Origin of the sequence: Flavobacterium sp., from assembly GCF_044369455.1 — a bacterium.
Lineage (GTDB): Bacteria > Bacteroidota > Bacteroidia > Flavobacteriales > Flavobacteriaceae > Flavobacterium.
Genome location: NZ_JBIPLW010000005.1, coordinates 208,457 through 228,632 on the forward strand (window position 1 = coordinate 208,457; position 20,176 = coordinate 228,632).

The 20,176-nt window shown below is 35.0% G+C and carries 17 protein-coding genes and 1 other RNA gene; 15 read left to right on the forward strand and 3 right to left on the reverse strand.

All coding sequences use genetic code 11. The features are described from left to right. Positions 1 to 119: 119 nt before the first annotated feature. Together ACIQ2L_RS07070 and rho are read right to left on the reverse strand one after the other, a co-directional pair. On the reverse strand, positions 120 to 767 hold the full coding sequence (locus ACIQ2L_RS07070) for a hypothetical protein (protein ID WP_396157453.1): 648 nt from the start codon (positions 765 to 767) through the stop codon (positions 120 to 122). A gap of 104 nt (positions 768 to 871) precedes the next feature. Next, a complete protein-coding gene (gene rho / locus ACIQ2L_RS07075) occupies positions 872 to 2,560 on the reverse strand; it encodes a transcription termination factor Rho (protein ID WP_396157454.1) in 1,689 nt (562 codons plus the stop codon). Positions 2,561 to 2,750: 190 nt separating this feature from the next. On the opposite strand from rho, the gene ACIQ2L_RS07080 reads away from it, so the two are divergent. Beyond that, the gene (locus tag ACIQ2L_RS07080) at positions 2,751 to 3,161 is read left to right on the forward strand and encodes a DUF4293 family protein (RefSeq protein WP_396157455.1); all 411 of its coding nucleotides are present in this window, start codon (positions 2,751 to 2,753) and stop codon (positions 3,159 to 3,161) included. A 106-nt stretch (positions 3,162 to 3,267) separates the two neighbouring features. Here ACIQ2L_RS07080 and acs read toward each other — a convergent pair whose 3' ends face one another. Further along, a complete protein-coding gene (acs, locus tag ACIQ2L_RS07085) occupies positions 3,268 to 5,169 on the reverse strand; it encodes an acetate--CoA ligase (RefSeq protein WP_396157456.1) in 1,902 nt (633 codons plus the stop codon). Positions 5,170 to 5,313: 144 nt separating this feature from the next. On the opposite strand from acs, the gene ACIQ2L_RS07090 reads away from it, so the two are divergent. From ACIQ2L_RS07090 to ssrA, 14 genes are all read left to right on the forward strand, one after another. Continuing rightward, a complete protein-coding gene (locus tag ACIQ2L_RS07090) occupies positions 5,314 to 5,919 on the forward strand; it encodes a flavin reductase family protein (RefSeq protein WP_396157457.1) in 606 nt (201 codons plus the stop codon). An 18-nt stretch (positions 5,920 to 5,937) separates the two neighbouring features. Continuing rightward, entirely contained in the window at positions 5,938 to 8,256 is a 2,319-nt protein-coding gene (locus ACIQ2L_RS07095; protein ID WP_396157458.1) for a bifunctional salicylyl-CoA 5-hydroxylase/oxidoreductase, read from the forward strand. A 74-nt stretch (positions 8,257 to 8,330) separates the two neighbouring features. Continuing rightward, a complete protein-coding gene (locus ACIQ2L_RS07100) occupies positions 8,331 to 9,923 on the forward strand; it encodes an AMP-binding protein (protein ID WP_396157459.1) in 1,593 nt (530 codons plus the stop codon). Positions 9,924 to 9,991: 68 nt separating this feature from the next. After that, positions 9,992 to 10,417: an acyl-CoA thioesterase gene (locus ACIQ2L_RS07105; protein WP_396157460.1), complete on the forward strand. Its 426-nt coding sequence runs from the start codon at positions 9,992 to 9,994 to the stop codon at positions 10,415 to 10,417. A 30-nt stretch (positions 10,418 to 10,447) separates the two neighbouring features. Continuing rightward, positions 10,448 to 11,428: a carbon-nitrogen hydrolase family protein gene (locus ACIQ2L_RS07110; protein WP_396157461.1), complete on the forward strand. Its 981-nt coding sequence runs from the start codon at positions 10,448 to 10,450 to the stop codon at positions 11,426 to 11,428. A 79-nt stretch (positions 11,429 to 11,507) separates the two neighbouring features. Further along, on the forward strand, positions 11,508 to 12,125 hold the full coding sequence (locus tag ACIQ2L_RS07115) for a transposase (protein ID WP_396157462.1): 618 nt from the start codon (positions 11,508 to 11,510) through the stop codon (positions 12,123 to 12,125). A 74-nt stretch (positions 12,126 to 12,199) separates the two neighbouring features. Then, positions 12,200 to 13,306, forward strand: coding sequence for a cupin domain-containing protein (locus tag ACIQ2L_RS07120; protein ID WP_396157463.1), 1,107 nt, complete (start codon positions 12,200 to 12,202; stop codon positions 13,304 to 13,306). A gap of 74 nt (positions 13,307 to 13,380) precedes the next feature. Beyond that, positions 13,381 to 14,289, forward strand: coding sequence for a fumarylacetoacetate hydrolase family protein (locus ACIQ2L_RS07125; RefSeq protein ID WP_396157464.1), 909 nt, complete (start codon positions 13,381 to 13,383; stop codon positions 14,287 to 14,289). Between the two features lie 71 nt (positions 14,290 to 14,360). Continuing rightward, positions 14,361 to 15,680, forward strand: a complete 1,320-nt coding sequence (locus tag ACIQ2L_RS07130) for a 7TM diverse intracellular signaling domain-containing protein (RefSeq protein ID WP_396157479.1) — start codon at positions 14,361 to 14,363, stop codon at positions 15,678 to 15,680. A 70-nt stretch (positions 15,681 to 15,750) separates the two neighbouring features. Next, complete coding sequence (locus tag ACIQ2L_RS07135; protein ID WP_396157465.1) at positions 15,751 to 16,374, forward strand: response regulator; 624 nt, start codon at positions 15,751 to 15,753, stop codon at positions 16,372 to 16,374. Positions 16,375 to 16,442: 68 nt separating this feature from the next. Further along, positions 16,443 to 17,912 carry a hypothetical protein gene (locus ACIQ2L_RS07140; protein WP_396157467.1) on the forward strand — a complete coding sequence of 490 codons (1,470 nt, stop codon included), beginning with the start codon at positions 16,443 to 16,445 and terminating at the stop codon, positions 17,910 to 17,912. A 310-nt stretch (positions 17,913 to 18,222) separates the two neighbouring features. Further along, positions 18,223 to 18,972 (forward strand): Asp/Glu racemase, encoded by a 750-nt coding sequence (locus ACIQ2L_RS07145; RefSeq protein WP_396157468.1) that lies wholly within the window; start codon positions 18,223 to 18,225, stop codon positions 18,970 to 18,972. Positions 18,973 to 18,976: 4 nt separating this feature from the next. After that, on the forward strand, positions 18,977 to 19,213 hold the full coding sequence (locus tag ACIQ2L_RS07150; protein ID WP_396157470.1) for a 4a-hydroxytetrahydrobiopterin dehydratase: 237 nt from the start codon (positions 18,977 to 18,979) through the stop codon (positions 19,211 to 19,213). A 278-nt stretch (positions 19,214 to 19,491) separates the two neighbouring features. Then, positions 19,492 to 19,889, forward strand: a transfer-messenger RNA (tmRNA) gene (gene ssrA / locus ACIQ2L_RS07155). Positions 19,890 to 20,176 lie beyond the last annotated feature (287 nt).

Consider the following 20,176-nt stretch of genomic DNA (forward strand, 5'->3'; position numbering starts at 1 on the left):
GTTTACTTTTTAAAACTTGCTTGTCAAAAGTCAACTACTATGCCAAGCGGGAAATTGTCAGTTTTGGTTCTTAAAATATGACAAGATGACATTTATAATTACGAATTGTCAATTACGAATTACGAATTTTGTCTGTTGAGTGCCTTCCTTGAGTAATAGAAAATGAGCAGATTGGTAATGATGAAAGCATAGTAGCCCCATTTGATTTGAGTAATTGTTTCAAATAGTCCTTCAAAGAATAAACAGATAACTGTAATCAAAATCAAAATTAAGTTTAGTCTGGATAATTTATTACGCCACTTACTATCTTTAAAGGAGAAAATAAATATTAAAAACGTTATTATACAAATTAGTACAAAACAGAAATTTTTTAGATGAAAGAAAAACACTTTGTACAAATCTTTTTCTTTTTTTGTATCTTTTTTGAAGGCTTTGTAATCAAATTCCAAAATATTATCGATACTTATTTTAGCAAACTCAAAAGCATTTTCAGAATTGTCATCATCTATAACATCATACATTTTTTCTGCAAAAGATGGTTCAAAATTCTCGACTGAATTATTGATTATATCAACTTCAGTATTACAAATCTCAGTTGAATCAATTAAAGTACTATCTATTTTAACCGCTGTTGAATCAACTGTAGCTTCGGCGTTGGCATCTGCAATTCGATGCATTCTTTCCCCGTTACATGAATCATAAAACGGAGCCATCAATAACAAAAAACCAAATAGAGATAAAATACGGAGCAAACGGGTAATTTTCATAAGGGAGAAATTAAATGGTTAGAGAATTAAGCCAATCTTAAGAAAGCATACCAAAGCATGTGCCAAAAAAAATCCCAACCGTTACGTTGGGATTTTAATTTGTTTTAATCATTCATCGAAATGAGGAACTCCTCGTTGTTTCGGGTTTTCTTAATCTTATCATTAATCGTATCCATAGATTCTACTGGATTCATATCAGCAAGGAATTTACGCAGTATCCACATACGTTTCAATGTATTTGGATCTAATAATAAATCGTCGCGACGAGTACTTGAAGAGGTTAAATCGATGGCAGGGAAAATTCTGCGGTTGGCGATTTTTCTATCTAATTGTAACTCCATATTACCAGTACCTTTAAATTCTTCAAAAATAACTTCATCCATCTTGGAACCTGTTTCGGTTAATGCTGTGGCAATGATACTCAACGAACCGCCATTCTCTACGTTACGTGCGGCACCAAAGAAACGTTTTGGTTTTTGCAACGCATTAGCATCAACACCACCCGAAAGCACTTTTCCGGATGCTGGTTGTACCGTATTATAAGCTCTAGCCAAACGTGTTATCGAATCCAACAGGATTACGACATCATGTCCACATTCTACCAAACGTTTTGCTTTTTCAAGTACAATATTAGCAATTTTTACATGCTCCATTGGTTCTCTGTCAAACGTAGAAGCAATAACTTCACCACGAACGCTTCGTTGCATATCGGTAACTTCTTCGGGACGTTCGTCTATCAATAAAACAATCAAATAAACCTCAGGATGATTAGCAGCAATAGCATTGGCAATGTCTTTTAACAACATCGTTTTACCCGTTTTGGGTTGCGCTACTATCATTCCACGTTGTCCCTTTCCTATCGGAGAAAACAAATCGATTATTCTTGTAGAAACACTAGCCTGTTTGTCGGCAATATTAAATTTAACTTGAGGAAATATTGGAGTTAAATGTTCAAATGAAACTCGGTCACGCACTACTTGCGGATCATGACCATTAATCTTCAAGACTTTTACTAATGGAAAGAATTTTTCACCTTCTTTTGGAGGACGAACCACACCTTTAACAGTATCGCCCGTTTTTAGACCAAACAATCTGATTTGAGATGTTGATAGATAAATATCATCTGGCGATGCTAAATAATTATAATCTGAAGAACGCAAGAAACCATATCCATCAGGCATCATTTCTAGAACGCCTTCACTTTCTATAATTCCGTCAAACTCAAAATCGGAATCCCTAAAATTATTTGGTTTTTTACCTTTAAAATTGGGATTATTATTATTTGCATTGGCATTTGGCTCAGTTCTATTTGCTTTTGGTCCAAGATGATTTTGGTGCTTAGGTTTTTGTTCCTGATTTCCATTCTGATTTACTTCGTTTTCTTCTATAATTGGAATTTCAACTGTATTTCCTTCGGGAGATTCTAATGGAACGGCTTTATTCTCGTTATAATTCTTTTTTTCGAAAGGCTTTTTAAACTTTTGATTTTTATTTTGAAAAACTGGTTCTTCTCCTTTAGATTCCATTATTACGTCTTCTGTAAACAAATCGCTTTGAGAAGTTTCAGTTGTATTTTTCGTTTCTGGAGAAATACGTGCACGCTTAACTTTTGAATCTGATAAATTATCTGGGGAAGCCTCTTTATCAACTTCTGAAGCTTTGTTTTGATGCTCCAATATTTGAGCTATGAGCGAATCTTTTTTAGCTCCAGCAACTTTTATGGTTTTCGCTAATTTGGCAATTTCTTGAAGCTCAACAAGCTTCATTTCTTTGAGGGCAGAAATATCAAACATAAATAGTATTTATATCGTAAATTGTTTTGATGGAAATAATGGAAATAAAGGTAGATTCAATTCTTTGAGAAATCCGTTTTCTGAAGTTCGAGCGGATTTATCCTGCAATAATACAAATAATATTTTATCATGCAATAGTATTTTTTTAAAAAGAAACTTTATTTTTGCAACGAAATACTCAAAAAAAGAAATGTTTAGACCACAAACGTATTATTTGATTCTTTGCCTTGTAATAACTGGTGTTTTACCTTTTATATTTCCATTGTGGATAGACACTACTGGTAAAACGTTCTTTTTTATGATGGATATCGTATACGTATCTCTGTTTGGTTTGAGTACAACACTATCTTTGTTGAGCATTTTATCGCATAAAAAAAGACAACAACAATTTGTCATGGGCAGATTGAACATGATATTGAATTTAATTTTATTAGGATTATTTGTGTATCGAACGCTAAATTTATCTGGAGAAACGGCTACCGTTTCTGAGAAGGGTATTGGGATGTTCTTACCTATTTTTTCTATCGTATTTTTGGTTTTGGCCAACAAAGCCATAAAAAAGGACGAAGATCTCGTAAAATCTGTGGATCGTTTGCGATAAACCTATAAACTTAGTTTTTTAGTGCTGCGAAAAACCCGTCCGATAATCGTGACGGGTTTTTTATTCCCGCATTCACGTTAATGACAAACACTATTTCATATTATATTTACCCGTTCTTAATTTCATCTAGTATTTCTGGATTTAATAAGGTTGACGTATCTCCAAAGTTACTATAGTCGCCTTCAGCAATTTTTCTTAATATTCTACGCATGATTTTTCCAGAGCGTGTTTTAGGCAGACCTGAAACAAATTGAATTTTATCCAGCTTGGCAATTGGACCTATTTGATCCGAAATTAATTGATTAATCTCTTTAGCAAGATTGTCTTGATTTCTAGTTTCTCCTATTTCTTTCAAAATTACAAAACCATACAAAGCATTTCCTTTGATATCATGAGGGAAACCAACAATAGCGCTTTCTGCAACCGCAGGATGTTCGTTGATGGCATCTTCAATAGGTGCTGTTCCAAGATTGTGACCTGAAACAATAATTACATCATCTACTCTACCAGTAATTCTATAATAGCCTACCTCATCGCGCAAAGCTCCGTCACCAGTGAAATATTTTCCTGGAAAAGCCGTGAAATAAGTTTCTTTATAACGCTGATGATCACCCCAAATAGTTCGGGCTATTGAAGGCCAAGGAAATTTAATACATAAACTTCCGGTTACTTGATTGCCTTCTATTTCATTTCGTAATTCATCCATCAATACGGGTTGAATTCCAGGCAAAGGCAAGGATGCATAGGTTGGTTTAGTTGGAGTAACAAATGGAACCGGTGAAATCATGATTCCCCCTGTTTCGGTTTGCCACCAAGTATCAACAAGCGGACATCGCTTTCCTCCTACGTGGTCGTTATACCAGTGCCAAGCTTCTTCATTTATTGGTTCACCTACAGACCCAATGACTTTTAGTAATTTTAATGGAAAACGTTGTACATAATCCAAGCTTTCTTTGGCTAAAGCACGAATAGCAGTTGGAGCGGTATAAAATTGTGTGATTTTATGTTTTTCAATCACTTCCCAAAAACGACTATAGTCTGGATATGAAGGAACACCTTCGAAAATTACTGTTGTAGCACCGTTTAATAGTGGACCATAAAGAATATATGAATGACCCGTAATCCATCCAATATCAGCAGTACACCAAAAAACATCAGTCTCTTCATAAGCAAAAACATTTTTAAAAGTATAAGCAGTGTATACCATATAGCCTGCTGTAGTGTGTACCATTCCTTTTGGTTTTCCGGTAGAACCTGAAGTATATAGTATAAATAACGGATCTTCCGCATCCATGATTTCAGCAACATTATTTGGAATTGCAGCATCCACTAAAGTCTGCAACCATTGATCACGCCCTTCTTTCATAGTTACCGGAGTATTAGTTCTTTTTACTACCAAAACTTTTTCTACACAAGGAGTTTTTTGTAAAGCTTCATCAACAATACCTTTCAAATCAATCGTTTTGTCACCTCGGTAACTTCCGTCAGAAGTAATGACCATTTTACATTCGCAATCACTAATTCGAGCAGCAAGAGCCGAAGCCGAAAATCCGGCAAACACAACCGAGTGCACTGCACCAATTCGAGCACATGCCAAAACTGAATAGGCCAATTCAGGTATCATCGGTAAATAGATACAAACCCTATCTCCTTTTTGAATACCTTGTTCCCGGAGTACATTGGCTAATCTTGCTACTTTATCATAGAGTTCATTATAGCTAATATAAAGTGCTTCTTCTTCAGGATTATTAGGTTCAAAAATGATGGCAGTTTTATCGCCTCTTCGCGCTAAATGTCTATCGATGCAATTTTTGGTAATGTTTACTTTAGCATCCACAAACCATTTGAATTTAGCTTCCTGAAAATTAAATTCGAAAACCTTTTCCCATTTTTGATACCAAGTAAAGTTCTCTTCGGCAATCTTATCCCAGAACTTTCTAGGTTCTCTAACCGATTTTTTATACATTTTGAAGTAGTGCTCCAAGTTCAATATTTTATAATAACTCATGATGTAAATCGAATATTTTTATAAAAATAGTACTTTATAACTATTTATATAGAATTATACTTTGAAAATAAGCAAACTTTTATTTGCTAAAACGATATAGTGCTAATGTATTTTTTATTTAATTTGTAATAAACAAACAACATCATGCAATTTGATCCAAACGAACTTGAACTTATTGCCGTTTACAAGCTTTTAACAGGTTCCGTGATCCCAAGGCCAATCGGTTGGGTTTCAAGTATCAGCGAGGACGGAATTAATAATTTGGCGCCTTTTTCCTATTTCAATGCCGTTGGTGATGATCCTCCACATCTTGTGTTTTCAACAGGAATAGGCAATCATACCAATAAAGACACGCTCAATAATGTTTTAGCTACCAAACAATTTGTAGTAAATATGGTAACGGAAGATTTAGTGGAGCAGATGAATACTACGGCACAAGCAGTACATTCTGATGTTGACGAATTTGAATTAGCGGGTGTAACTCCAATTCTATCCAAAAAAATAAAGCCAATGCGTGTGAAAGAAAGTCCCATTTCTTTTGAATGTGAGTTGACACATCATTATTTTCTGGAAGGACATAAAGACGGCGGTGCTTGTGTGATTATTGGTCGAATCGTCATGATGCATTTTGATGATGCTATGATTTCAGACAATCATAAAATCAACCTAGAAAATTACAAACCCATTTCGCGATTAGCAGGCTCCAATTATGCAAAAATTGGAGAATTATTTTCTGTCAAAAGGAATTAAAGAATTAACAGTTTAGGAATGAAAATAACAATAATTGGTGGCGGTCCAGGTGGATTATACTTTTCGATACTAACCAAAAAAGCAATGCCCAATTGCCAAATCGACGTTTACGAGCGCAACAAAGCGGATGATAGTTTTGGTTTTGGTGTTGTGTTTTCGGATGAAACGTTGGGCGAATTTCTTTCCAAAGATTTAAAATCCTATGAGCTAATTAGAAGCAATTTTGCTTATTGGGATGATATCATCATTGCTCGTGACGGACAAACTGTAAACATAGCCGGTAATGGTTTCTGTGGCTGTTCCCGAAAAACGCTACTACAATTACTTCAACAACGTTGTACTGAAGAAGGTGTGAATCTTCATTTTGAACATGCAGTAGACGATATAAACCAATTCAAAGATTCCGATATCATCGTGGCTTGCGACGGAATTGGAAGTGCCATTAGAACGCTATATGCAAAAGACTTCGGCACCAAAATTTCTCTAAAGAATAACCGATTTGTCTGGCTCGGCTCTACCAAACCTTTGGATGCATTTACGTATTCTTTCAGAAATACAGCTCACGGATTAATTGTGGCACATACGTATCAATACGAACCCGGAATGAGCACTTGGATATTTGAATGCACTGATGAAACTTGGCAAAAACTAGGTTTTGAAATCACTAATGAAACGGATACCATTACTAAAATATCCGAAATTTTTAAGGAAGAATTAGACGGTCATCCACTAATAACAAACAAATCGCATTGGCGCCAATTTCCGCATGTAACTAATGAAAAATGGTATCACAATAATATTGTTCTTCTTGGTGATGCCAAAGCTACAGCTCATTATTCTATTGGTTCCGGAACCAAGTTAGCTATGGATTCTGCTATAGGTTTATCCGATGCCGTAATTGCAAATCCAAATAATGTGCAAGCCGCATTCGAGCAATACGACAAAACCCGCAGAAACACAGTCGAAATGATTCAACATGCTGCCTTGGTTTCACTAGATTGGTTTGAAAATATGGATAGAAATAATCAACATCCATTCTACCAATTTGCTTTTGGTTGTATGACACGGTCCAAAAAAGTAACTTATGAAAATTTAAGACTACGTGATCAATCGTTTACTGATAAAGTTATAGAAGAATTCAATAGCAATAGCAATTGCAATGACAAAAATCAATGGTTCACATCGAGCGCAGTCGAGAGGCCAGCTGCTTTTTCAAGTTTTAGATTACGAGATTTAGAACTCCAAAACCGAATAGTCATGGCACCCATGGGACAATATTCAGCTACAGATGGAAAAGTTTCTGATTGGCATTTAGTTCACTACGGAAGTAGAGCCACAGGTGGCGTTGGATTAATCCTTACCGAAATGACTGCGGTTTCTAAAACAGGCCGTATTACTTTAGGTTGTGCTGGTATTTATACTCAAGAACAAGTAGTTAACTGGAAAAAAATCATTGACTTTATTCATAAAAATTCTTCCACTAAAATAGGAATTCAACTCGGTCATTCAGGACGAAAAGGCGGTGCCAAAAAACCTTGGGAAGATACTTTTTCTGGAAACTCCTGGGAATTACTTTCGGCATCACCAATTCCATTTAATGAAATGTCTACTGTTCCAAAAGAAATGACTTTAGCAGATATTGATTTAGTAACATCTCAATTTGTTCAGGCAGCTAAAAATGCGGATAAAGCAGGTTTTGATATGATAGAATTGCAAGCGCATCACGGATTCCTATTAGCCTCATTTCTTTCACCATTAACCAACATCAGATTGGATGCATTTGGTGGAAGTATCGAAAACCGATTAAAATTTCCATTGCAGGTTTTCAACGAAATGCGAAGTGCATTTCCAAAAGAAAAACCAATGTCAGTTAGAATATCTGCATCAGATTGGGCTGAAAATGGCATTTCAGAAGAAGACGTTTTAGCTATTGCCACTGCTTTTAAAAATGCCGGTGCTGATATTATTAATATATCTACAGGAAGCACCGTTGTAAATCAAAAGCCACAAACAGGTAGAATGTGGCAAACACCATTCTCAGATTTGGTTCGAAATACGGTTCATATTCCAACAATTACAGCAGGTTACATCCAAGACATTGATCAAATCAACACCATTATTCTAAACGGAAGAGCTGATTTGGTGGCACTAGGTCGACCATTATTAGCGGATGCCAACTTTGTTAGAACTGCACAAGCTTACGAACAATTTGAAACAAATGATATTCCAAATCAATACAAAACCGGAAGTTCTCATTTATATCCGCTGAAAGCGTCTGAAAGAAAACAACTGGAAGGAATGAAAAAAGCGTTGAAACCGAAGAGCAATAAATTATAAATTACAAAAATAAAATCCCAAATTCCAAAAAAAAATAAAATTGGAATTTGGAATTCAACTATTAGAATTTCAAAATGAAGCACTACGAAGACAATTTTGCTCACAATAATCTTCCTAGTCAGGATTTACAACCCGACTATATCTTCATCGATTTACCTCAGTTTCAAAGACCTGAAATGCTTAATTGTGTCGAAAAACTTTTAGATAGTCATATTGAAGAAGGCAAAGGAAACAATATTTGTCTCAGAACCTTTGAAAAAACTTGGACTTACCAAGACTTATTTGAAAAAGCCAATCAAATTGCACATGTTTTAGTTGAGGATTTAGGTTTACAATCTGGCAACAGAGTTTTAATTCGCTCCGCTAATAACCCAATGATGGTCGCTTGTTGGTTCGCAATACTTAAAGCTGGCGGAATTGTTGTTGCCACAATGCCCTTATTGCGTTCCAAAGAATTAACCACAATAATTGATTGTGCTGAGATTAGTCATGCTTTTTGCGATAGTGATTTAGCAGATGAAATGCATTTGGCTACCTCAAAACACCTAAAATCCATTTGTTATTATGGCAATTCGCAGCTAGAAAAGTTAATGGAAAACAAGCCTAAAACATTTTCTAATTATCATAGCAAAGCTAATAGTATTGCCTTAATTGGTTTCACTTCAGGCACTACAGGTTTGCCAAAAATGACATCGCATTTTCATAAAGACATTTTAAATATTTGTGAAGCTTTTCCAAAATATTCTTTACAACCCACAACAGATGATATTTTCATAGGAAGCCCACCAATTGGGTTTACTTTTGGTTTGGGTGGATTGGTTTTGTTCCCAATGTATTTTGGCGCTTCCTCATTTTTATTAGAAAAACCATCGCCAGATATCTTGTTGCAAGCTATTCAGGAGTTTAAAATCACTATATGTTTTACAGCACCAACTGCTTGGCGCATTATTACTACCAAGGTGAATGACTTTGATATTTCTAGCTTGCGCAAATGTGTCTCAGCTGGAGAAACCTTGCCTTTGAAAGTTTGGGAAGACTGGTATGCCGCAACCGGATTAAAAATAATTGATGGTATTGGCGCTACCGAAATGTTGCATATCTTTATATCTTCCAGTGAAGCCAATATGAAACCTGGCGCAACGGGTAAAGCCATTACAGGATACGAAGCCAAGATTATAGATCAGAATGGAAATGAAGTAGCCACTAATGAGCCAGGAAGATTAGCCGTTCGAGGCATTACAGGATGTAAATATTTGAATAGAATTGACAAGCAAAAGGATTATGTAGAACATGGCTGGAACATTACTGGAGATATTTTCCGCAAGGATGAAGTAGGTTACTTTTGGTTTGTAGCTCGTGGTGATGATATGATTATTTCATCAGGTTATAATATTGCGGCGATTGAAGTGGAAAGTGTTTTATTAAGCCATGAAGAAATTCTAGAATGTGCTGTAGTTGGATTGCCAGATGAAGAGAGAGGGATGCTAGTTTGTGCGCATATTGTATTGAAAGAAAAAAGTAACGCTACAGACAATATGAAGAACCATATTCAGCAATGGTTCAAACAAGTAGCTGCACCCTATAAATATCCGAGAGTAATTTATTTTACTGAAGCTTTGCCCAAAACAGAGACCGGAAAAATTCAAAGATTTAAGTTAAAAAAATAAAAATATTAGGAGCTATTTCCCGCTGCAACCTGCCTGCCGACAGGTAGGTCGGGGCTAAAAAAAGATATATGAACAACTATTTTACAAAACACGAAAAAATACGTTTCAAACACGTCGATTACGCTGGCATCGTTTTTTATCCGCGTTTTCTGGAAATGCTCAACGATTTAGTCGAAGACTGGTTTGAAGAAGCATTAGAAAGACCTTTCTCCAAAATGCACGAAACGAATGGTATTCCAACCGTTGATCTAAAAGTGCAATTCAAAAACGCAGCTAGAATAGGCGAAATTCTAACCAAATCACTTTGGGTAAAAGAACTTAAAAACTCCTCCATCATCTGCGGATTTCAATTTATAAACCAACAAGCAAAAATCGTACTCGAAGGCGAAGTAACGCTAGTAAACGTAGCCATTCAAGAAGACCGCCAAAGCATCAAAACCGAAGCGTTCAATGAGAAAATGAAAAATAATATTTTAAATTATATTCAGTCTTAATACTTAATACTCCAATCTTAATACTCCCTAATGGACTTCAAAAAATTCAAAGCCGCCACCGTACAAACTTCACCTGTTTTTCTCAATGTAGAAAAAACAATAGCCAAAGCCATTTCGTTTGTAAAAGAAGCTAGCAGTAATGGCGCACAACTCGTTGCTTTCCCAGAAGTTTTCGTAGCAGGTTACCCCTATTGGAATTGGATCATGACACCCGTACAAGGCAGCAAATGGTACGAACAATTGTATAAAAATGCAGTGGCTGTTACTGATGAAGCTATGAAACCATTATTTCAAGCTGCGAAAGACAATAACATTCACATCGTTATCGGAATTAACGAACGTGGTGATTCTTATGGAGAAATTTACAATACCAATCTCATCATCGACAACCAAGGAAACTTAATTGGAAAACACAGAAAATTAGTGCCAACCTGGGCAGAAAAACTCACTTGGACAAGTGGTGATGGTTCTTCATTGAAGGTTTACAATACCGAAATTGGCCCAATAGGAACGCTAGCTTGTGGCGAAAATACCAATACCTTAGCGCGATTTACACTTTTGACACAAGGCGAGTTAATTCACATTGCCAATTATATTTCATTACCTGTCGCTCCTCCCGATTATGATATGGCAGATGCAATAAAGATTCGTGCAGCCGCGCATTCCTTCGAAGGTAAATTGTTTACTATCGTTTCGTGTTCTACCATTTCACAAGAAATAAAAGACGCTTTGCGAGCCGATGTTCCAAATGTGGATGAATTACTTACCCGAAAAAATTCAGCTTTTTCTGGATTTATTGGTCCAAATGGTGCTGTAATCGGAACACCGCTAATTGATGATGAAGGAATTGTGTACGCTGATATCGATTTGGAGAGATGCATTCAACCCAAACAAATGCATGATATTTTGGGGCATTACAATAGATTTGATATTTTCGATTTGCGAGTAAACATCGCTCCAACTCGAAAAATCACTTTTATTGATAACCATGAGGAGTTTAATAAGAGATAGTTTGTCTTACAACTCCGATAGAGTTTAACTCCGACAGAGTTTTGAACTCTGTCGGAGTTATAAATTAGTAAAAAAAGAAATGAAAAACTACAAACCAATACCTCTTGAAAAAGGAAATTATTACCACATTTATAATCGTGGAAATAATGGTATTGATATTTTTTTTGATAACGAGAGTTATTATCATTTTTTAAAACTTTTTGACAAATATATTTCACCAATCGCTGATATATATGCTTGGTGCTTATTAAAAAATCATTTTCATATCTTAGTTTACACAAGGTTGGACAATGAAATTGATTTTGAAAAATTAGAATATTCAACGATTGAAAAATCGAAATCAATTGAACCTTCTAAACAGTTTGGATATTTGTTCAACGCTTATACACAAGCAATAAATAAGAAATTTAATAGAACTGGTGGATTATTTGAGAAGCCATTTGAAAGAAAATTAATAACTTCGGATAAATATTTACAAAATGTTATCTATTACATTCACAATAATCCAGTTCAACATGGATTTGTTAAACAAATGAGTTTATATCCTTGGTCATCGTATGACAGTATTTTATCAGATAAACCAACAAAGTTAAAAAGAAAAGAGATAATCGATATTTATGGAAACAATGATGAGTTTATTACTTACCATTCTCAAAAACAAAATTCTAATGAAATTATTAATTTTATAATTGAATAAAGCATAACTAATACAACTCCGACAGTCCCGAAGTTTCGGGATGAACTCTGTCGGAGTTGATAATAAAAATAATTATGAACGAAAATCATTCAGACGACCAAATAGGAAGAGCACGAGTTCAGGATTCACCCGAATTACAAGCCTATTACAAAGAACTAGAAACACTTGGTGCTGGTGCCTTATGGACGGTTGCCAACGACATCGAACCTTGGGAACCAAGAAGCTCATCAGTTCCTATGTTATGGAAATATGAAGATTTACGTAGCTTGGTTTTAAAATCATCCGAACTCGTAACTCCAGAACAAGCTGGACGAAGAGTGGTGTATTTGGTAAACGACAAACGTAAAGACGTTTCTGCCGCTGTGGGTTGGTTATACACCGGAATTCAGGTTACGCGTCCAGGCGAAAGTACTTCGGCACACCGTCACAAAGCTTCAGCATTACGTTTCATCATGGAAGGCGATGGCGGTTACACTGTCGTAGATGGGAATAAAATTACGTTTGAAATAAATGATTTTGTCATTACACCTAATTCTACTTGGCACGAACACGGTGTTGATGCCAATGGGAAAACTTGCATTTGGCAGGATGGTTTGGATATTCCGTTAATCAATGCTTTAGAAGCGAATGATTATGCCGTTTTTGATGGAAAGCAACCTTTGATAAATGAAGTCAATTTTTCTCCGATAACGTATGGCTGTGCTGGATTAATTCCGGCAGATAAAACTTGGGACAAACCGTATTCACCTTTATTTAAATACTCTTGGGCAACCGTTTATCCTGCTTTATTAGAAGCTCTTAAAGTGAATGAAATTAATTTATTTGATGGAATTCTAATGCAATATTCCAATCCGTTAACGGGTGGACACGTCATGCAAACTATGGGTGCATCTATGCAATTATTACCAGCAGGATTTAAAGGAAAAGCACACAAACATACGGGTTCTTTTATCTATCAATGTGCGAAAGGAAGCGGCTATACCATCATTAATGGCCAACGATTTGACTGGAAGGAACGCGATATTTTTTGTGTTCCTAGTTGGGCTTGGCATGAACATCATAATGTTTCTGAAACTGAAAACGCTTGTTTGTTTTCGTTTAATGATTTACCGGTCATGGAAAAACTAGGATTGTATCAGGAAAGAGAATTGGAAGAAAATAACGGGTTTCAAATGCAATAACATTTGCAAAAATCAATTTCAAAAAAAACTTAATGAAGCTTAATGCCTTAATGGTTTAAACCTATAAAAAAACAATGAAACTACTTACTTACAAAACAAACGACACCGAACCACGCTTAGGATTTATCCATAACAATCAAGTAATTGATATGGAAGATTTTGGCGAAATATCCAATTTTCCATTACCTAAAACCATGTTGGAATTAATCGATTTGGGATTTGAATTGGTCGAAGAATTAAACGATATGATTGCCGAAACCGACCCAAGTTTCTTTGAAGAAATTGCCTATGAAATGGACGAAGTTACCTTCCTCGCTCCTATTCCAAAACCACGAAAAAACATCATCGGCATTGGGTTGAATTACACCGAACATGTTGCTGAAAGTGCTCGAGGTTTAGACACATCAGGTAAACTTCCACAAAAGCCAATCATCTTTTCAAAACCACCCACAACCGTTACAGCAACGAACACTGAAATAATCAAAAACACTAAATTAACCTCTCAATTGGATTGGGAAGTAGAATTGGCAGTTGTTATTGGAAAAAAAGGGAAATATGTTGCTAAGGAAGATGCTATGGATTATGTTTTTGGCTATACAGTCATCAATGATGTTTCAGCACGTGATTGTCGTCGTGAAGGCCAGTGGATAGTATCTAAAGGTCAGGACACGTTTGCGCCAATGGGACCCATTTTGGTGACCAAAGACGAAATCGAAAATCCTCATAACTTGAATTTATCATTAAAAGTAAATGGTATTGAAAAGCAACATGCCAATTCCAAATTCATGTTATTTAATATTAACGAACTCATTGAAGACTTGAGTATTGTTTTTACAATAGAACCTGGCGACATTATTGCCACTGGAACGCCTGCTGGTGTTGGTGCAGGTCGAAATCCTCAAGAATGGTTGCACGATGGTGATGTGGTTGAAGCCACTGTAGAAGGTATTGGAACGATTGTAAATACGGTTAAAGAAGTATAGTAGCGCTGCAATAAATTTTACTCAAAAAAATACAAAAGGTGCATGAAATAATTATAGAATCTCCAATTGCTGTGGTATTGCTGGGCGCAGTAATTCTGGCTATTATTTATCATATTGTCATGTATTTTTATAATCGTGATGAACTATTAATTCATTATTTACTTTATCTTTTTTTTACAGGTGTCTTTGTTTTACAAAGGACAAGGTTTATATATTATTGGACTAACCCTGAAATTGAAAAAACTATTTATGACTATTTAAACGAACCATTTCAAATCATTTATTTAGCAAGTTATTTTAACTTTATTCTGCAATCAATTGAAGTTAAAAAATCAAAAAATACGTTTTTATATCATTCTTGGATAGCCATTCTCACGATTTTAATAGGATACTCAATTATTTTTGTTATCGCGAAACTCTTTTTCAAATTCGAAAATTATGGTATTTGCTTTATTGCTATTCGTGTTTTTATATTTTTCCTCACGTTTATAATGCTGTGGCAATGTTTCAGATTACGCCACATCACTTTTCAACTTTTCATATTAATCGGTAGTGCCCTATATTTTGTGTTTGGGATTATAAGTTTTATATCAAACCTAAATCTATCTAACGACATGAGTATTTATCCACCCGAATGGCTAATGATAGGCAGCTTTATCGATATCATTTTCTTTTCAATAGCAATGAGTTATCGGAATAAAAAACAATTCGAAAGTATGAGTTTAGCTTTATTAAAAGATGCAAATGAAATCATTGCCATGCAAAAAATTGTTTTAGAAAAACAAACCGCTCTCGAAAATGAACGCAATAGAATTGCCCTAGACATGCATGATGATATGGGTAGTGGATTAACTAAAATTAATTATTTAAGTCAAATGGCGATTTCTAAAGTTGATCTAGATGAAAATTTGAGAAAAATCAATCAGACTTCATCCGAATTAGTAACTAATATGAGTGAAATTATATGGGCGATGAAAGAAGATAATAACACCCTAGCCGATTTAATTTCTTTTGTTAAAATTGAAGCGGTGGAGTACCTGGAAAGTAATAATATTGCTGTAATAATCAGTATTCCTGATAATAGCGAAAATGTAAACATCAATGGCAATAACCGAAGAAGTATTTATATGGTAATTAAAGAAGCACTTCACAATATTGTAAAACACGCACAAGCAAATCAAGTATACATTCATTTTACTCTAAGAGATGAAATGATTGAAATACACATCATAGATAATGGTGTTGGTTTTCATCAAAACAATATCACAATTGTCAATAATGGCTTGAAAAATATGGAACAAAGAGTAAAAAAGATGAACGGTACGTTGTCTATTCTATCTCAAAATGGCACAACAATTCAAGTTAGCTTACCATTGAAGGAGTTGCTTTAACCAAAATCAACCAAAAGGACTATTGTCATAAATTTTAAAAAAAAGTTATTTTGTTTATAAATTAAAGCTAATGATAAACATTTGTATAATTGAAGATATTGTTGAAATTCAAAAAGGCTTACAATCTATTATAGAAAGCGACCCTAAATTTCATTTACAGGCATGCTTTTTTAATGCAGAGGAAGCCATACTCGCTTTGCCCAACCTAAATCCAGATGTGGTGATTACCGATATTAATTTACCCAAAAAAACAGGAATAGATTGTGTAGCAGAAGTGAAAATTAGTTGTCCAAACATTCAATTTATTATGTTTACGATTTATGAAGATAATGATCAGGTATTTGATGCGCTCAAAGCTGGAGCAAGCGGTTATATTCTTAAGAATACAAACCCACAAAAAATTATTGAAGCAATAATTGAACTTCATGAAGGGGGTAGCCCAATGTCTCCTAAAATTGCTCGAAAAGTATTATCAACTTTTAATACCATTTCAAACAATTCAATCCTTAGCTTACTTTCTAAAAGAGAATTAGAAGTATTAGAGTTTTTAAGTAAAGGATTTCTTTATAAGGAAATTGCTGACAAACTCTTTATTTCGCTGAGTACAGTCAAACGTCACTTAAACCATATTTATTCAAAATTGCAAGTTCAAAACAAAACCGAAGCTGTAAATAAATTATACGGTAAAAGCTAAAAAATGATACAAAAGGTTGATTGACATAGCTAATTAATTATTATAGGTTTACCTAAAAAAATATAGCTTTGAAAAAGATTTACACTTCATTAATTATAGCTTTTTTTACCATCAACTGCTACTCTCAAGTTGGTATCGGCACTACTTCTCCTAATTCGTCTTCAATTTTGGATATTAATTCAAATTCTTCTGGACTTCTTATACCAAGAGTTAGTTTAAGTGATGTCACAAATTCAACATCTCCCATAGTATCTCCAGCAGTAAGTCTTTTGGTATACAATACAAATCCCTTTTTAGTTGGCGGAAATGGCGTTGGTTATTATTATTGGAATGGTTCCTTTTGGGCAAAATTAGTTTCTACCAATGATGAAAAGTGGAACAGAAATGCCTTTGGACAACTTTATCCAACTAACGTAAATGATATTGTTGGCATTGGCACCAATAATCCGTTTACAAATTTGCATATTGTATCCAGTTCATCCAATCCTGTAATTTTTGATGGTGGCGATGATTTGTTTATTTCCTTTGCTGAAAACGGAATCTATAGGGGTTATTTTGGAAGTTATGCTGGTAACGCAAATGACATCGAATTTGGTACTTATAGTGGAAATTTTGGCTCGATTCACTTAACTACAAATAACACCCCAAAACTAACTGTTTTGAATAATGGAAATGTTGGAATAGGCATAACAAATCCTTCAACAAAACTGGATGTTCAAGGAGGAAATGCAACTTTAAATAATACGATAATTGGAGAAATGGGTTTTGGTAGTATTTGGGCAGGTTTTGCTCATCAAAACCAAGCAAACGCAACTGGATATGGTTTTTTACATTCTAATGATGGGAACTTTGCTCTAATAAACAAAGAAAATACTGGTTTAGGGTATATTGGCATTAGAGTTGGAAACATCGATAAGGCAGTTATTACTAATGATGGTAATATGGGAATTGGAACTACAGATCCTGCTCAAAAACTAGACGTTATAGGAAAAGTAAAAATTACCGATGGAACTCAAGCAGCAGGAAGAATTTTAGCTTCAGATGCGAATGGAGTGGGTACTTGGGTCAACAATAGTGCAATAAAACCTGCTGTTATTGGAGTCTTTGCTGGTGGTGGTGCTAGCTTTGGCAACGGAACTCCAGTAGGCACACAAAGTGCCATGAATTATTGTAATGTTTATATCGATTTACCCCCCGGTAAGTGGATTGTATTTGGCACCTATCTTCTTGCTGGAGCAACTACCCTTTCGAGCGGTCAAAGTATCTTTGTACGAACAACACTATCAGTAAGCAATTCATTTGTTTCAAATCCTGATATTGTTTCTGGTGGATTAGTTTCAGGCATATTAGCTGGGCCGACTGATTTTGGTTTAGCCAATGGACAAACTGTAGTCAATAACACTAGCGGATCTACTAAACGCTATTACATGTGGGCAAATCTCCAAAAATATGGTTCTGTCGCAACATCATATAGTTTGTCGGGTGTAGGAAGCAATTTTTGGTCAGAAAATCAACTTTCAGCGATTCCAACAAATTAATTTAAGGTGCGTTCGATAGTAGCTTTTTAAAAAATTGCTGTTAACGATTTAAAATCAAATAGTTTACTTTTTTACTGTTGTAACAAAAAAAGTAAATGCGAAAAAATTGTAAGCCATTAAGAAATTAAGATTTGTTAAGATTTATGCTACTTAATTCCCTTAACTATCGTAAGGTTTTCAATAAAAAAAGTAATTTATTTTAAATCGAACTCACGTTACTTTAGTCTAATTCTAAAAGTTCAATTAATAATTTAAATTCGTCAATTATTTTCTCTACTTTCGATTGCTAAAGTTTTTGAAATTTGATGATATGAAAAAATACAGAATAGGTCAAATCGTCCCTTCCTCTAATGTGACAATGGAAACGGAAATTCCAGCCATTTTTAGAGCCAGAGAGAGCATATTACCTGAACGCTTTACGTTTCACAGCAGTCGCATGCGCATGAAAAAAGTAACCAAAGAAGAGCTCGAAGCCATGGATGCGATGAGTTTGAAGTGTGCACAAGAGTTATCCGATGCTCATGTTGATGTAATGGGTTACGCTTGTTTGGTAGCGATTATGAGTATGGGTCGCGGCTATCATTGCGTATCCGAAGTGAATTTGCATCAGGAAACTGTTGCCAATGATTTCCCTACGCCTATTGTTACTTCGGCTGGTGCTTTGATTAATGGATTGAAAGTTCTAGGAGCCAAACAAATTTCGATTATCACACCCTACATGCGTGCGTTAACCGATATGGTAGTTGACTATATAGAACATCAAGGAATAAAGGTGAAACAAAGTATTGCACTTGAAATTCCAGATAACTTAGAAGTAGCGGCTCAAAACCCAATGAACTTAGTAGAAATATACAAACAATTGGATTTAAATGATGTTGATGTCTTAGTAGTTTCGGCTTGTGTGCAAATGCCTTCATTGGAAGCTATCGATTTAATCCAAGCGGAATGCGGTATTCCAGTAACTTCAGCTGCCGTTTGTACTACCTATGAAATGATGAAAAAATTGGGTATTGAAGCCAAATCCGCTATTGGTGGGGAATTATTAAACGGAAAATATTAATGGTATGGAATGGAACGTAATTGACGAAAAATTAGTGGCAAATTTTAACTTTAAATCACAAACTGAATTGGTGCAATTTCTTTTAAAAGTAGCTAATTATGCGGATGAAATTAATCATCATCCCGATTGTAAAATTCACAAAGCATTTCAATTAGATATTACATTATACAGTCATGATAAAAATAAAATAACGAAGCTAGATTATCAATTGGCACAAAAAATTGACGATTTGTTTCATTGAAAGTCAAACATAAAATGTTAATTATATAAGCTTATTTCTAGAATTAAACAACTTTAATTTTGTTTCTTTTTAGTATTTTGTTACTACATTAATCTCTAAAAATTAGCATCATGAACGGAATCTTTAAAACACTAATCGCCGGTTTTACTGCCAAAAAACTGGGTGGCGGTTGCTTATCAATGATTATAATTTTTATAATTATTTATTGGTTACTTGGTAAATTTTAATCTAATAGTCTACTTTTGCGGAATAATTTTTGTTAAATCAAAAACTCACTTGGGGTCGACTGGTTTTGACAGCAAGTCGAATTGAATTGTAAGCACGTCGAGCATTGTGTTTTTTGCTCGTAAATCCAAATTCACAAAAACATAAACGGCGAAGGAAACTACGCTCTTGCTGCATAATCTGAATTAAAGTAAGATTAGCCTCGTCCTACAAGGTAGGAAAGCAGGATTCACCTCGATAGCTTTGGTTTGTGGCGGTCGGTTTAGGTGAATCGTAAAAATAAACCTAAGAACAGTAAAGCTTCGGGGCTGTTACGAAAATTTAAGAAGATAAGTAGTGTGTGGCTGTTTCTGGCCTATCATACTATCGAAAATCCAATCAGAAAATAAGCGTGTAGAACCCTTTTTAGTTGCTTGTTTGGACCCGAGTTCGATTCTCGGCGACTCCACAATATCCTGTCTCGTTTTAAAACAAGGCGGGATTTTTAATTTCAGGAGCGGACGACCCTGCCAATTCTCACTACTGCTCCCGCTGTCCAAACTACCTGCCTTTGGCAGGGTAGTTGTTCCCATCGGGGCTAAATTCACGTTTGCCTTTTCTATCATAAAAAAAGTCCCGATTTTACTCGAGACTTTTATATTTTTTTTTAAAGTTTAACTTATCGTTTCAAAGCAAAGTGCGCTTTAAATTGCTTAGGAGTGTTTGTCGATGGTTCTACATAATCCACCGTAAACCAAT